The sequence below is a fragment of the Bacillus sp. LR--39 genome, from assembly GCF_053613335.1.
On the sequence record NZ_JBSIOT010000002.1, the window covers coordinates 210,980 to 225,518 of the forward strand.

A 14,539-nucleotide genomic window follows, 5' to 3' on the forward strand; every position below is an offset into this window, starting at 1 on the left:
ATGTGCACGAAGGCAGCGGACTTTTTTTATGAACATTGCCTATATCCGCCGCCGTCTGACGCTGTTACAATCCTATTTAAGAAAGCGGTTACAAAAAAGGAGAGATGACATGGCGGAACTTCGGCTGGAGCATATTTATAAGTATTACGATCAAAAAGAAGCGGCTGTCGATGATTTTAACCTTCATATTAAAGATAAAGAGTTTATCGTGTTTGTCGGTCCGTCGGGTTGCGGCAAGTCGACAACTTTGCGGATGGTTGCCGGGCTGGAGGATATTACGAAGGGTGATTTCTATATCGGTGACACGAGAGTGAATGACATCGCTCCTAAAGACAGGGATATCGCCATGGTGTTTCAAAACTATGCGTTATATCCGCACATGACGGTCTATGATAATATCGCTTTCGGTCTGAAGCTGAGGAAGATGCCGAAACCTGAGATTAAAAAACGGGTCGAAGAAGCGGCGAAAATGCTGGGGCTCACAGAGTATCTGCACCGCAAACCGAAAGCGCTCTCCGGCGGGCAGCGGCAGCGGGTTGCATTGGGACGGGCGATTGTCAGGGATGCCAAAGTGTTCTTAATGGATGAGCCGCTGTCAAATCTGGACGCAAAGCTTCGGGTGCAGATGCGGGCAGAAATTATTAAGCTGCATCAAAGGCTGCAAACAACCACAATCTATGTGACGCACGACCAAACAGAAGCACTGACGATGGCGACACGCATCGTAGTCATGAAGGACGGAAAAATTCAGCAGATCGGCACCCCGAAAGACGTGTATGAACATCCGGAAAACGTATTTGTCGGCGGGTTCATCGGCTCCCCAGCGATGAACTTTTTCAAAGGAAAGCTGACGGACGGCGCCATTCAGATCGGTTCAGCCGCTCTCAGCGTGCCGGAAGGGAAAATGAAAATGCTACGGGAAAAAGGGTATGCCGGCAAAGATGTTATCTTCGGCATCCGCCCGGAAGACATACATGACGAGCTGATTGTGGTAGAATCCTATAAGAATTCATCCATCACAGCTAAAATCAATGTCGCGGAATTGCTCGGGTCAGAAATTATGGTCTATTCCCGGATCGGGGATCAGGATTTTATCGCCCGGATTGACGCCCGCCATGACATTCGTGCCGGTGAGGAATTGACCGTCGCTTTCGACATGAATAAGGCTCACTTTTTTGACAGTGAAACAGAAATCAGAATCCGCTCATAACGCAAAGCCGGACAGCTGGATGTCCGGCTTTTTTGATGTAACAATTTATGACGCATAACCGATATAAAAAGTAAATAGAAGACAGAAAGCAGGAAAACGATGAAACGCATGATCATGTGCATGTGCCTTTTGGCTGCCGTGTTTACGCTTGCCGCTTGCTCGGGCCATGAGGCAAGCGCCGAACAAAGCATTCCGAAGGCAGAAGCGCACCACGATAAAAAATCTGTAAAGCGCCAAATCAAAAAAGAGCCGGATACGTCCGCCTGGGTTAAAACGAAAGGAACGGCAAGACTGCCGATTCTGATGTACCACAGCATTTCTGAGGGAAACAGCCTGCGTGTGCCGAAGGAAGAATTCCGGCAGCATATGAAGTGGCTTCATGATCACGGCTATTATACGATGACTCCTGAAGAGGCCTATCTGATGCTGACGGAGGATAAGGAGCCGCGTGAAAAATGTGTTCTGATCACATTTGATGACGGCTATACCGACAATGTGAAAGCGGCCTATCCCATTTTAAAGAAATACAAGATGAAAGCGACAATCTTTATGATCGGAAACTTTATCGGGCATAAGAATCATCTGACTGAGAAGCAGATGAAGGAGATGGCCGCCCACGGCATTTCCATTCAGAGCCATACGATGAACCATCTCGAATTGAACGGGCTCACACCGCAGCAGCAGCGACGTGAAATGAGGGACTCTAAGCGTTTATTTGATCAAATGTTCGGGCAGCGGACGTCTATGATCAGCTACCCTGTCGGACGATATAATAAGGAAACATTAAAAGCCGCCGCCGCGTCAGGCTACCGTATGGCGGTCACGACGGAGCCGGGAGCGGCGTCAAGAGATCAGGGGCTTTACGGGCTTCACCGCGTCCGTGTGTCGCCGGGCATGTCCGGCGCGGCATTCGGCTCTTATATTCAAAATGTGATGAAATAACAGAGCCTCCGCATATGCGGAGGCTTTTTTCAGTTTAATAGAATTGATGAAGCAGCAGAAGGGTGACACTCACGGTAATCGCTCCGCCGATCCTGGTCGACACTTGGGCGAACGGCATCAGCTCAAGCCGTTCAGCGGCGCTCAAGATCGCGACGTCGCCGGTGCCGCCCTGGCCGGAATGGCAGGCATTAATAATCGCCGTCTCAATCGGATACAGATTCAGCCATTTTCCGGTCAGAAAACCGACGGCCATCATCGTGACGACGATTGATAAAATGGTAATGATGTTGCTGATCGTAAACGCCGCAATCAGCTTGTCCCACGGTGTCATTGAAACGCCGATCGCAAATAAGAGCGGATAGGTCACGGCTGTCGAGAAAAAGCGCGAGACGCCGAAGGCTCCGTTTTCAATCGAAGCCGGCGCCAGCCTGAACAGCTTAATGAGAACGGCAAGGACGAGCATCACGACAGGAGCCGGAAGCTGAAAGAAATCATGCGCCAGCATGCCGACCAAATAGAGGGAAACCGCTAAAATACCGCCCGAAGCGAAAAAGGACAAATCAAACGTTTTATCATTGGTAGGCTGTTCCAATGCGGGAGCGGAATGATCAGACTTATCAACCTTCCCGTTGCCCGTCCATTCCGGTTTGCGTTTCCCGATGACATTCAGCAAACCCGATAACATAATGGCGCACAGGCTGCCGAGCATGATGGACGGCAGCACAAGCGCAAAGGCGTCTCCCTGGGACATCGGCATCATATCGGAGTAGCCGATGGATAAAGGAATCGCGCCTTCACCGACACCCCCCGCCATAATCGGAACGACAATATAAAGCAGCGTGTGCTGAAAGCCGAGCCCGAGCAGCGTCCCGACGCATAAGCCGACGATGGCGGCCGCGATTGAGCCGGCGATCAGCGGAATAAAAATCTTGACGAAAGCTTTGACGAGCGTCTCTCTTTTCATCCCGAGAATACTGCCGACGACGATACCGGCAATAAATAGATAGAGAAAGTTGGAGCTTTCCGTGAATTTTGTTGTTGAAGTAATAATGTCTTTCGGAAGCAAGTGGTAGTAGACGACAGCGGATGGAATAAAGGTTGCGAGAATCGCAGGGCCGCCGATGGACCGCACGATCGGAATGGATTTTCCGATCTGGCCGAAGGTAAATCCGAAAAAACTCATGACGGCAATTGATGTCAGAATGTCGCTTTTTACATCACGGCTCATGACAAACACCGTAATAAGCAAAAAAAGCAGGATATAAATAGGAAGAGGAATAATGCCGATTCTTATATTCATTGCTCTGGCAAACCAGTTATCAGTCCGTTCCTGTTTTTGGATTGAATCCGTTTGCAATTTTGGTTGAAGTTCTCCCATGCTTGTTCCCCCAGTCGTTATGTAGTGAAAAAATATCCCCATTTAAAGTTTACTAAAAAATTTAAATTGTTCATATATTATGAATTTACTAGAGGACATGTTTTCTTCACATTTTCTTTCTCGAAATGGCAATTTGGCGGGCTTTTTCACCGAGAAAAGCATTTTGTTCGCCACACGAATAAAAAAGAGGTACGATATCAAAGGGACAAATATCCTATGTGCTGACATAAAATCTCTACAAATCCGACATTAATCGGTCACAATTTCAGCCTTATTTTAGGTATATTGATCTTTTTTTTTAGGCTGAATCGTTGTAAAGTAATGATATTGAATCATTTCTATGACAGCCGCTGTCCCCCAGGGTGTACAGGCTGATATTTCAATAGTTTTGACGAATTTGTGAAACATTGAGCAAATATATCATTTTTTGTGAAATACCGAGCAATGATTTCGCTATGTTTGTGAAATGTTGAGCAATTTACCAGATTGGAGGAAAAACATCATGAGTGAGTTGGTATTAGCCCGCATTCAATTTGCATCTACAACATTGTTTCACTTCTTGTTTGTGCCTTTGTCTATCGGGCTTGTGTTTATGGTTGCTTTGATGGAGACGCTTTATGTTGTCAAAAAACAAGAGACCTATCTCAAAATGGCTAAATTTTGGGGGCATCTCTTTTTAATTAACTTCGCTGTCGGCGTCGTCACAGGGATTCTTCAGGAATTCCAGTTCGGATTGAACTGGTCTGATTATTCCCGTTTTGTCGGAGACGTATTTGGTGCTCCGCTTGCGGTTGAAGCGCTTTTGGCGTTTTTTATGGAGTCTATTTTTATCGGATTATGGATTTTCGGCTGGGACCGTTTATCTAAAAAAGTGCATTTGCTTTGCATTTGGCTTGTGTCCTTCGGAACGATTATGTCATCTTTCTGGATTTTGACGGCAAACTCATTCATGCAGGAGCCGGTCGGCTTTGCGATTAAAAACGGCCGCGCGGAAATGAATGATTTCGGGGCGCTTCTGACAAACCCTCAGCTTTGGGTTGAATTCCCTCACGTCATTTTCGGGGCGCTTGCGACGGGTGCTTTCTTTATCGCCGGTGTCAGCGCATTTAAATTATTGAAGAAAAAAGAAGTGCCTTTCTTCCATAAATCTTTCAAGCTTTCGATGATTGTCGGTCTGATCGCCGGTATCGGCGTTGCGTTCAGCGGACATATGCAGGCTGAGCATTTAATGGAATCGCAGCCGATGAAAATGGCTGCCAGTGAAGCGCTTTGGGATGACAGCGGTGATCCTGCCGCGTGGACGGCTTTTGCGAATATTGATACGAATAAAGAAAAAAACACATCAGAAATTTCAATTCCTTACGCACTCAGCTACTTGGCTTACCAGAAGTTCAGCGGCAGTGTGAAAGGGATGAAAACACTTCAAAAAGAATACGAAAAAACGTACGGAAAAGGCGACTATATCCCGCCTGTTAAAACGACGTTCTGGAGTTTCCGCATTATGGCGGGAGCGGGCGCGCTTATGATTTTTGCCGCGATTGCCGGCTTTATTCTGAACCGCCGCAAAAAGCTTCATACGAGCAAGTGGTATTTACGGGGCATGATCGCACTGATCGCATTTCCATTCATTGCGAACTCTGCCGGTTGGATTATGACTGAAATCGGCCGCCAGCCGTGGACGGTCATGGGACAATTGACGACCGCACAATCCGTTTCTCCTAACGTAACGACGGGATCTCTGCTGTTTTCAATTATCAGCTTCGGCGTCATGTACTTGATTTTAGGCGCGCTGCTTGTTTTCCTATTCGTTCGTGAAATTAAAAAAGGTGCGGACCATGATGATCATAAGGATGTTCCTGTGTCAACGGATCCGTTCAGTCAGGAGGTCTACCATGGGGTCACTTCATGATCTTTGGTTTATACTCGTTTCAGTTTTGTTTGTCGGATTTTTCTTTTTAGAGGGTTTTGATTTCGGTGTCGGCATTTCGACCCGATTTCTTGGCCATAATGAATTAGAACGCAGAGTGCTGGTTAACACCATCGGCCCGTTCTGGGATGCGAATGAGGTGTGGCTTATCACAGGTACGGGAGCGATCTTCGCGGCATTCCCGAACTGGTATGCGACGATGCTGAGCGGATATTACATTCCGTTTATCATCATTCTTCTTGCCTTGATGGGGCGCGGCGTGGCATTTGAATTCCGCGGCCAAGTGAATAATCTGAAATGGGTCAAAACATGGGACTGGGTGATTTTCTTCGGCAGCCTTATCCCGCCATTTGTATTCGGACTTATTTTCACAAGCTTGTTCCGCGGTGTGCCGATTGACGGACATATGAACATTCACGCAGGTTTTTCAGATATTGTGAACGTGTATTCCGTTCTTGGCGGAGCAGCCGTCACCCTTCTTTCATTCCTGCACGGTTTAATGTTTATCACCCTGCGCACGATCGGTGATTTACAAGAGCGTGCGAGAAAAATGGCAAAACGCGTAATCGGTGTTATCTTTCTTGTTGTACTTGCTTTCTTTGCGATGTCTGCATACGATACGGATATGTTTACACGCCGGGCAAACATCACGATTCCGGTATTCGTGCTGATTGTCATCTGCAACGTTCTTGCCGTTGTGTTCATGAGCAAGAAAAAAGACGGCTGGGCATTCGGTATGACCGGCGCGGGTCTTGCTTTGACAGTTGCGATGATTTTTATCTCTCTGTTCCCGCGCGTCATGGTCAGCTCGCTGACAAGCGCGTATGACTTAACAGTAGCTAACGCGTCTTCCGGTGATTATTCACTTAAGGTCATGACAATTGTCGCACTGACTCTGCTGCCGTTTGTCATCGGCAGTCAGATCTGGAGCTATTATGTCTTCCGGAAACGCGTCAGCCATAAGGAGCCTATGACTTATTAATGGGAAAAGACCTGTTTCTTTATAAAGGAATGAAGCGGATTCTTGCGATCATTACGGGATTAACGATTATACAAACGGCCGCCATCATCTTGCAGGCGGAATGGCTGAGCCAGGCGGTAACCGGATTATTTAACGGGAAGCGGATTGCTTCTCTTTATCCGGTTATCGGCTTTTTCCTGCTTGCGTTTTTGGTCCGGCATGCGGTGACAACGGTCCGGCAGAAAATCGTGTACCAATATGCCGCGCAAACCGGCGCAGACTTAAGAAAAAGATTTCTTGAGCAATTGTTCCGTCTCGGCCCCCGCTTTGCGAAAAAAGAGGGGACGGGCCGGATGGTGACGCTGGCGATGGAAGGCATCAGCCAGTTCCGCCGTTATTTAGAGCTGTTTCTGCCGAAAATGGTCAGCATGGCGATTGTGCCGGCGGCCGTTGTTATTTACGTGTTTTTTCAGGATAAAACATCGGCATTGATTCTGATTCTTGCGCTTCCGATTTTGATTGTATTTATGATTCTGCTCGGACTTGTGGCACAGAAAAAAGCCGATCGCCAATGGAAGTCCTATCAGACGCTTTCCAATCATTTCGTGGATTCGCTCCGCGGACTGGAGACATTGCGGTTTTTAGGATTAAGCAAATCACACAGTAAAAACATCTTTCATGTCAGTGAGAGATACCGCAAGGCGACGATGAGCACGCTTCGGGTCGCGTTTTTATCATCATTCGCCCTGGATTTCTTTACGATGCTGTCGGTGGCGACAGTGGCGGTGTTTCTCGGCTTGCGGCTGATAGACGGACAAATTCTGCTCGGGCCGGCATTGACCGCGCTCATTCTCGCGCCTGAATATTTTCTCCCGGTCCGCGAAGTGGGGAATGATTACCACGCGACGTTAAACGGGCAGGAGGCGGGGAAAACCATTCAAGCGATTTTGGCGCAGCCCGGTTTTAAAGAAGAAAAGCCGCTCGAACTTGATACGTGGACTGACGGGGATGAATTACAGCTTACGCGTTTGTCCGTCCGAGAATCGATGTCTGAATTTCATTTGTCCTTTAAAGGGAAGAAGAAAATCGGAATTATCGGGGAAAGCGGTGCGGGAAAATCGACACTCATTGATGTGCTGGGCGGCTTTTTAGAGCCTGCGTCCGGTGAGATCAAGGTAAACGGTGAATCCCGCTCGCATCTGCAGTCGGACGGCTGGCAGAAGCAGCTGCTCTATATTCCGCAGCACCCGTACATTTTTGATGACACGCTTTTGAATAATATCCGGTTTTATCATCCTGATGCTTCCCGTGAGGAAACGGCGCAGGCCGCTGCTTCGGGGGGTCTTTCCGAACTGATCCGTGATCTGCCCGGCGGTCTTGACGGCCGGATCGGCGAGGGCGGACGGGCGCTCAGCGGAGGGCAGGCTCAGCGTGTCGCGCTGGCCAGAGCCTTTTTAGGAAACCGTCCGATTCTCCTTTTGGATGAGCCGACCGCTCACCTTGATATTGAAACAGAATATGAAATAAAAGAAACGATGAAAGACCTGTTTGAAAACAAACTTGTCTTTCTGGCCACTCACCGTCTTCACTGGATGCTTGAGATGGACGAAATTATCGTGCTTGATGACGGCGCGGTGGCGGAAATCGGCACCCACGACGAATTGATGGCGAAACAAGGCGTATACGCCAAACTTGTAAAGGCGCAACTGGGGGAAAGAACATGAGAAAAGAAGAATGGATTCTGCCGTATATGAAGCAAAATGCCCGTTTGTTTGTTCTTGTGATTTTTTTAGGCGCGGTGACGATTTTTTCGGCGGCCTTTCTCATGTTCACTTCCGGTTTTTTGATCTCTAAGTCGGCGACCAGGCCTGAGAATATCCTGCTGGTGTACGTTCCGATTGTGGCCGTGCGGACCTTCGGGATTGCCCGTTCGGTCTCACGGTACGCCGAGCGTCTGACGGGGCACCATATCATTTTGAAAATCGTGTCCGACATGAGGGTGCGGCTTTACAATATGCTGGAGCCGGCCTCGCTCATGCTTTCATCCCGTTTTCGGACGGGCGACATGCTCGGCATTTTGGCTGAGGATATTGAGCATTTGCAGGATGCGTTTTTAAAAACGATTTTCCCGGCGGTTTCCGCTTTGCTGCTGTATGCGGCCTCCGTTATCGGACTCGGCTTTTTTTCCTGGCCGTTTGCCGCTTTTGCGGCGATTTACCTGTTTATATTGGTTGTATTGTTTCCGGTTGTGTCGCTTCTTGTGACGAGAGCGAAAAACATGAGGCTGAAAAGCGGCCGGAATACGCTCTACAGCCGGCTGACAGATGCCGTGCTCGGCGTGAGCGACTGGATGTTCTCGGGACGCCAGGCGGCCTTTATTTCCTCATATGAAGAGAAAGAGAAGGCGTGGTTTGACCTTGAAAGCAAACGTCAGCGGTTTACGAGATGGCGTGATCTCGCCGCGCAATGTCTTGTCGGCGGCTTCATATTGATCATGCTGTTCTGGACGGCGGGTCAGTATGCGGACGGCAGCATCGCCAACACGATGATCGCGGCCTTTGTGCTTGTCGTATTTCCATTGACGGAGGCGTTTCTGCCCCTTTCGGATGCGCTGACGGAAGTGCCTTCTTATCAGGATTCCATCAAAAGAATGAGTAAGGCGGCTCCGGAGCTGCGAAGTGGTGAGGTGAAGCAGACGGATGAGAAACTGGATGTATCGGATGTGACACTTACATTTGATAACGTGACGTTTTCTTATGATCAGCACAGTCATGTGCTTGACCGTTTTTCCTTCACTCTCCGCCAAGGTGAAAAAATGGCGCTGCTCGGCAGGAGCGGCTCCGGTAAGTCGACCTCTCTCGCTTTAATTGAAGGCGCCTTAGTTCCCGATTCGGGCAAAGTGATGCTGAACGGGCTGGAAACTGCGGCCGTGCGGGAGCAGATTTCCTCAGCGGTGGCCGTTTTGAATCAGAAACCTCATCTCTTTAACACGAGCATTATGAACAATATCCGGCTCGGAAACGGCAAGGCGAGTGATGAAGATGTTAAGCGTGCGGCGCGGCAAGTGAAGCTGCATGATTATATTGAATCACTGCCTGACGGATATGAAACGTCCGTGCAGGAGACGGGGATTCGTTTCTCAGGCGGGGAACGGCAGCGGATCGCGCTTGCCCGTATTCTTCTCCAAGACACGCCGGTCATTATCCTTGATGAACCGACGGTCGGCCTTGATGCGGTCACTGAACGCGAATTGCTTGATACGATTTTTGATGTCTTTAAAGAGAAAACGATCCTCTGGATTACACACCATTTAGCTGGTGTGGAAACAGCTGATAAAATCGTCTTTTTAGAAAATGGAAAAGCAGAAATGGAAGGAACCCATCAAGAGCTGCTTGCAGAAAACGAACGGTACCGGAAGCTTTACCGTCTTGATGTTCCGATCAGAACATAAACAGCCGCAAACGAGCGGCTGTTTTTTTGTGCGGTTTAAAATCTCTTCTTGTTTGGAATATAAATAGGAGACAGAAGAGGAGGTACAGAGATGAATATAATGGATTGGACGGAACAGGATGTGAAAGATACGCTGCCGAAGCGGGAGGCAGACAGCCATAAAGGAACGTTCGGGACGGCGTTATTGCTGGCCGGGAGCGATGACATGCCGGGAGCCGCCCTTCTGGCCGGATTGGGCGCGATGAGAAGCGGTGTCGGCAAGCTCGTCATCGGTACATCGGCAGGCGTCATCCCGCTTATCGTCCCGGTGCTGCCGGAAGCGACGTACTGGCGTGACGGCTGGAAAAAAGCCGCGGCGGGCCAGCCCGGGGAAACCATCCGGGCCGCTGCCATCGGGCCGGGCCTTCCCCAAACAGACGAAGTGCAGCAGGCGGCTGATCAGCTGCTTTCTGCCGATTATCCCGTCATACTGGACGCGGGCGCCATTACGAAAAGAACCTATCCAAAGAGGAAAGCCCCTGTGATCTTGACGCCTCATCCCGGCGAATTTTCCAGAATGACAGGCCTTCCGATTCAAGAGATTCAGCAGAACAGAGCGGGATATGCCGCGGAATGGGCGGAGCGGCTTCACGCCACGATTGTCCTGAAAGGAAACGAAACCATTATCGCTTTTCCCGACGGGGAATGCCGCAGAAATACAACCGGAAACGGCGCGCTTGCAAAAGGGGGGACCGGCGACACGCTGACGGGAATGATTCTCGGCATGCTGTGCTGTCATCAAGACCCGAAACATGCCGTATTGAACGCCGTCCGCCTTCACGGCGAATGTGCGGAATTATGGACGAAAGAGCGCTCCGCCCATACCTTATTGGCGCACGAACTTTCTGAACTGCTGCCGCGTGTATGGAAGGAATATGAATAAAGAAAAGGCGTCTTCATAGGGAAGGCGTCTTTTCGGTTGCGGAAAAACTTTAACAGCAATTATTTTTGAGTATTCATTCTAATCCGATAAAATAAAAAAGATAGATTTCAAAAGATGGTGACTTTCTCATGTTTCGCAGGTCTGCTTGAAAAAGAAATTAACTAGATATCAACCATCCTTTTGGAATCACTGTAGCGGGAAGAGATGACCCGTTTTACACATACAACTACCCTAAAAAATTTTTGGTGTCGTTTTTATTTAATCTATGCATGATATGGTGTGCAGCCGTGTCTTATTCACTGATCCGCGTATTTTAAAAGTGAGTAGCAAAAAGCATGAATACACAAGAAGAACGAACGAACAAGATACACAAATATATATAAGCTATACTTTAAGGTTACTGTGTCAGACCAGACATGACTGAATATATTCTTTACCTAGAGATCCTATTATTGGGATTACACCAATTTACACATTGTTGCTACATAATATCAGCAATAAGAGGTGGTTATATTTTTGCTAAATATAAAGATTATATCAACTTAATTTAAATCATAATAGGTAATTTTTAATATTTAAGGGAATATTAAAGTGATTAATTATTGTGTAAATAATTCACCTATAATACTATATATAAGTAAATATTTATTAAAAGGAGTGATAATGGTGTGGACCATTTGTTTTAAAGAATTTAAAAGTCTGTTTAAGAGCGTGAAATCCATTATAACGATAGCAATTCTATTTGCAGTTTCGTATTTAGTTGCTGATTTAATGGAGAGTGTTTCTAAAATCGAAGATTTAGGATTGGATTCAAATGGATATGCGATGGGGATATTTAGTATTGTGTTTCTTATCGGTCTTTTATTAATTTCAGGGCTATCACACGATATTATAAATAGAGAAATTAATATGAGGACTATGCGGTTTTTAGTAACTAAATCATCAAGATTGAAAATTTTGTTGGGGAAATTTTTTGGAATATGGCTATTTTGGCTGTTTTGTATTATAGCCTCATACATATTAATCTCTTTTGTATCAAAAGAATTTTTTTGGTCAGGTGTCGCGGAATGTATGACGTTTATAACTGTTGGAATATCTTTCACGATACTTTTTTCTGTGGTTATTCCAAAACCCGGAGTATCAATGTTTTTTAGTATTATATTTTCTTTGGTTTTTCCTGCGATAAGTCTGTGGGCTCTCTTCTCATCGAATGGTTGGATTAGTTGGTTTAAGTATCTTACACCTTTTTATTACTCATATTTAGGCGGATACTTTATTTTAATAAATCTTGTTTACGCCACCATCATATTATATGTCGCAATAGTTCTATTTAAAAGGAGAGATTTGTAATGACCGCTATCGAAATTAATGATCTAACTAAAGTGTATGGTTCAAAAACTGTAGTCAATAAAGTCAGTCTTCAGGTAGAACGTGGGGAGATATATGGATTCTTGGGGAGAAATGGAGCCGGAAAATCAACCTTTATAAACATGATTACGGGAATAATTCGACCGACCTCTGGAAGTTTTAAATTGCTTAATGAAGAATCCCTTGACAAAATCAAAAATCGTATAGGTGTACTTCCGGACTATTCTACTTTGTATGACTCTATGTCAGCTGTTGACCATCTAAAGTATTTCTCAAAAATTAATGGAAGAAAAATTTCAACTCCCCAATGTGAGAATGTTTTGGAAAGAGTAGGATTGATCAAAGATGCAAATAAAAAAGTAGGTAAGTACTCATTCGGGATGAAAAAGAAACTTGGAATTGCGCAATCAATTGTACATGATCCTGACTTAATTTTCTTGGATGAACCTACATCAGGGGTTGATGCAGAATCTGCATTACTTCTTCAAAGTTTAATCGTAAGCTTACAAGAAGAAGGTAAAACTATTTTTATGACATCTCACAATTTAAACGAAATTGAAAAAATCTGTTCAAAGATTGCTATTATGAAAAAAGGAAGTATCTTCAATGAAGGTACTTTAATTGAGTTGAAAAAGCAATATACATCTAATATTAAAGTGAAATTTAAACACTCTGTAAAAGAAGAAAATCTTAATGATATTAAAGATGCAGTGGGCAACTTTGGATCCGATATTTTCATTAAGAAGAATGAATTCTCACTTTCTGTAAGTTCTGAAGACAAAATTCCAGCTATTATTAGGATATTAACTGAAAGGAATATCGATATATATAGAGTAATAGTTGAAGAGCCAAGCCTTGAGGAAATATTCATGGGATAATTAAAATAAGTCCCCCGTTTTTATAAAAGCGGGGGTTACTTTCCAGGTTGCAACAATAATTTTTTATAATAAGGGACTAACAAAAAAATTTCTTTATATAATGAAAAATTAAATTTATATCAGGAGTTTTTGTTTGAAAGCTTTAACAATAATCCCCACTCTGGTCTGCGCATTTAGTTTCTTGGATATCCGAGCTATATAATACTCGATCATCCTTTGAGAATAATTTAGTTTATCTGCAATTTGTTTATTGGGCATCTCACATGCAATTAACTTAATTATTTCTTGTTCAATTTCAGATATATTATTTGTTCTGTTTGCCATCACAATCTCCTTTTTGAATATATTATAACAAATTAACGGGAATTTTTTGCCAATCAGAGGTTTTAGGTACCTAAACCTATTTAATTTGTTGTTTTTATTAATTATTGTGTCATGAAAAGGTAAGGGAAACCTAGTTATAAAGTAACATCTTCACCTTTTTGGGTACTGACTTTCTAAATATTGAAAGAACCTAGTACAAAAGATCCTTGTGTTGTTTCTTTGTAAAAGTATGTTTGAAAGTGTGATTTTAATATGAATAAATTAAAAGTAATGATTTTAGAAAGCGATATATCCGATTTGTATAGATTAGTCAATTTAGTAAACAGTATATCTGAATTAGAGTTGGTTTTTGCTACTACAAGAGCAGAAGAGCTGCTGAAGGAAATTAACACAAATAAATTTGATATTGCCATCTTAGACCTGAGTATTTCAAATACTTATGGTTTTGAAGTTGCAGAGTTTCTAACGATTAATTATCCGAATGTGAAAATAATATTCATAAGTTCCTACATTGAGTTTGGAATTAGAGCTTATAAGTATTATCCGGAAGATTATTTGGTTAAACCAATTAATGTATTTCGTTTAAATCAAACTGTAAAAAGAATTATGAGTCATGCCTTTAATTTTTATAAAAGTAAAAAAATAGTGATAAAAAATAAGGGATTATCAAAGTTCATTGATATAGAAGATATAAATTATATTGAGAAAAAAAAAGACAATACGAAAATTCATTTAGTAAATGAGGAAATTATTGATAGTAAGGAAAGTTTGAATGATTTAGAAATTAAACTTCAGAGTTATGGTTTTTTCAGAATACATCAGTCCTATATAGTACCCTTTAAAAAAATAGAAGAAATAAAACCTGATAATTATATGAAATCATATAATCTTAAACTTAAAGATACAGATGAAATTTTATCACTTAGTCGGAATAAATATAAAATATTAAAAGATATGTTATTTGATTGATATAGCGCTTCATTAACAAACAATTCCATCTATAGATTAGATGGAATTGTTTGTTAAAGTCTGGACAGCAGTTTTGAAAATTATTATTTAAAAAAATCAATAATGGTATTTAGAATACCGGTGAATTTCAACAAAAGAAATATTACACAGATAATAGAGAAGCCCAAACTAATTTTCTCTAAAGTTGTCTTTTTCTCATTTTTACTTGAC

At 44.2% G+C, this 14,539-nt stretch carries 12 protein-coding genes; 9 read left to right on the forward strand and 3 right to left on the reverse strand.

Annotation, left to right across the window (positions count from 1 at the left end):
- The first annotated feature begins 109 nt into the window (after positions 1-109).
- Together ACWHAR_RS10775 and ACWHAR_RS10780 are read left to right on the forward strand one after the other, a co-directional pair.
- Positions 110-1,210 (forward strand): ABC transporter ATP-binding protein, encoded by a 1,101-nt coding sequence (locus ACWHAR_RS10775; RefSeq protein ID WP_029325758.1) that lies wholly within the window; start codon positions 110-112, stop codon positions 1,208-1,210.
- Between the two features lie 99 nt (positions 1,211-1,309).
- Positions 1,310-2,152 (forward strand): polysaccharide deacetylase family protein, encoded by an 843-nt coding sequence (locus tag ACWHAR_RS10780; RefSeq protein WP_032875648.1) that lies wholly within the window; start codon positions 1,310-1,312, stop codon positions 2,150-2,152.
- A gap of 34 nt (positions 2,153-2,186) precedes the next feature.
- Here ACWHAR_RS10780 and ACWHAR_RS10785 read toward each other — a convergent pair whose 3' ends face one another.
- On the reverse strand, positions 2,187-3,530 hold the full coding sequence (locus tag ACWHAR_RS10785) for a 2-hydroxycarboxylate transporter family protein (protein ID WP_032875651.1): 1,344 nt from the start codon (positions 3,528-3,530) through the stop codon (positions 2,187-2,189).
- Positions 3,531-4,032: 502 nt separating this feature from the next.
- Between ACWHAR_RS10785 and ACWHAR_RS10790 the strand changes: the two genes are divergently transcribed.
- The 5 genes from ACWHAR_RS10790 to ACWHAR_RS10810 all read left to right on the forward strand — a co-directional run bounded on the left by ACWHAR_RS10790 (position 4,033) and on the right by ACWHAR_RS10810 (position 10,790).
- A complete protein-coding gene (locus tag ACWHAR_RS10790; protein ID WP_007614697.1) occupies positions 4,033-5,439 on the forward strand; it encodes a cytochrome ubiquinol oxidase subunit I in 1,407 nt (468 codons plus the stop codon).
- Positions 5,423-6,439 (forward strand): cytochrome d ubiquinol oxidase subunit II, encoded by a 1,017-nt coding sequence (gene cydB / locus ACWHAR_RS10795; protein ID WP_007614694.1) that lies wholly within the window; start codon positions 5,423-5,425, stop codon positions 6,437-6,439. Before ACWHAR_RS10790 ends, cydB begins: the two co-directional genes overlap by 17 nt.
- A complete protein-coding gene (gene cydD, locus ACWHAR_RS10800; RefSeq protein WP_032875654.1) occupies positions 6,439-8,142 on the forward strand; it encodes a thiol reductant ABC exporter subunit CydD in 1,704 nt (567 codons plus the stop codon). The genes cydB and cydD overlap by 1 nt, the downstream gene beginning before the upstream one ends.
- Complete coding sequence (gene cydC, locus ACWHAR_RS10805; RefSeq protein ID WP_032875657.1) at positions 8,139-9,869, forward strand: thiol reductant ABC exporter subunit CydC; 1,731 nt, start codon at positions 8,139-8,141, stop codon at positions 9,867-9,869. The genes cydD and cydC overlap by 4 nt, the downstream gene beginning before the upstream one ends.
- A 90-nt stretch (positions 9,870-9,959) precedes the next feature.
- Positions 9,960-10,790, forward strand: coding sequence for an NAD(P)H-hydrate dehydratase (locus tag ACWHAR_RS10810; RefSeq protein WP_032875660.1), 831 nt, complete (start codon positions 9,960-9,962; stop codon positions 10,788-10,790).
- 599 nt (positions 10,791-11,389) lie between these two features.
- On the opposite strand, the gene ACWHAR_RS10815 is transcribed toward ACWHAR_RS10810, so the two are convergent.
- Positions 11,390-11,893, reverse strand: a complete 504-nt coding sequence (locus ACWHAR_RS10815; protein ID WP_322975840.1) for a hypothetical protein — start codon at positions 11,891-11,893, stop codon at positions 11,390-11,392.
- Between the two features lie 246 nt (positions 11,894-12,139).
- On the opposite strand from ACWHAR_RS10815, the gene ACWHAR_RS10820 reads away from it, so the two are divergent.
- A complete protein-coding gene (locus tag ACWHAR_RS10820) occupies positions 12,140-13,036 on the forward strand; it encodes an ABC transporter ATP-binding protein (protein ID WP_017418608.1) in 897 nt (298 codons plus the stop codon).
- A 114-nt stretch (positions 13,037-13,150) separates the two neighbouring features.
- Here ACWHAR_RS10820 and ACWHAR_RS10825 read toward each other — a convergent pair whose 3' ends face one another.
- Positions 13,151-13,360, reverse strand: coding sequence for a response regulator transcription factor (locus ACWHAR_RS10825; RefSeq protein WP_017418609.1), 210 nt, complete (start codon positions 13,358-13,360; stop codon positions 13,151-13,153).
- Between the two features lie 252 nt (positions 13,361-13,612).
- Here ACWHAR_RS10825 and ACWHAR_RS10830 point away from each other — a divergent pair, with 252 nt between their 5' ends.
- Positions 13,613-14,329, forward strand: coding sequence for a LytR/AlgR family response regulator transcription factor (locus ACWHAR_RS10830; protein ID WP_032875666.1), 717 nt, complete (start codon positions 13,613-13,615; stop codon positions 14,327-14,329).
- Positions 14,330-14,539: the final 210 nt, after the last annotated feature.

Excerpts from the sequence above, each read along its gene's own strand:
- ACWHAR_RS10775 (WP_029325758.1), top strand. The coding sequence starts at position 110 with ATGGCGGAACTTCGGCTGGAGCATATTTATAAGTATTACGATCAAAAA.
- ACWHAR_RS10780 (WP_032875648.1), top strand. The coding sequence starts at position 1,310 with ATGAAACGCATGATCATGTGCATGTGCCTTTTGGCTGCCGTGTTTACG.
- ACWHAR_RS10785 (WP_032875651.1), bottom strand. The coding sequence starts at position 3,530 with ATGGGAGAACTTCAACCAAAATTGCAAACGGATTCAATCCAAAAACAG.
- ACWHAR_RS10790 (WP_007614697.1), top strand. The coding sequence starts at position 4,033 with ATGAGTGAGTTGGTATTAGCCCGCATTCAATTTGCATCTACAACATTG.
- cydB (WP_007614694.1), top strand. The coding sequence starts at position 5,423 with ATGGGGTCACTTCATGATCTTTGGTTTATACTCGTTTCAGTTTTGTTT.
- cydD (WP_032875654.1), top strand. The coding sequence starts at position 6,439 with ATGGGAAAAGACCTGTTTCTTTATAAAGGAATGAAGCGGATTCTTGCG.
- cydC (WP_032875657.1), top strand. The coding sequence starts at position 8,139 with ATGAGAAAAGAAGAATGGATTCTGCCGTATATGAAGCAAAATGCCCGT.
- ACWHAR_RS10810 (WP_032875660.1), top strand. The coding sequence starts at position 9,960 with ATGAATATAATGGATTGGACGGAACAGGATGTGAAAGATACGCTGCCG.
- ACWHAR_RS10820 (WP_017418608.1), top strand. The coding sequence starts at position 12,140 with ATGACCGCTATCGAAATTAATGATCTAACTAAAGTGTATGGTTCAAAA.
- ACWHAR_RS10825 (WP_017418609.1), bottom strand. The coding sequence starts at position 13,360 with ATGGCAAACAGAACAAATAATATATCTGAAATTGAACAAGAAATAATT.
- ACWHAR_RS10830 (WP_032875666.1), top strand. The coding sequence starts at position 13,613 with ATGAATAAATTAAAAGTAATGATTTTAGAAAGCGATATATCCGATTTG.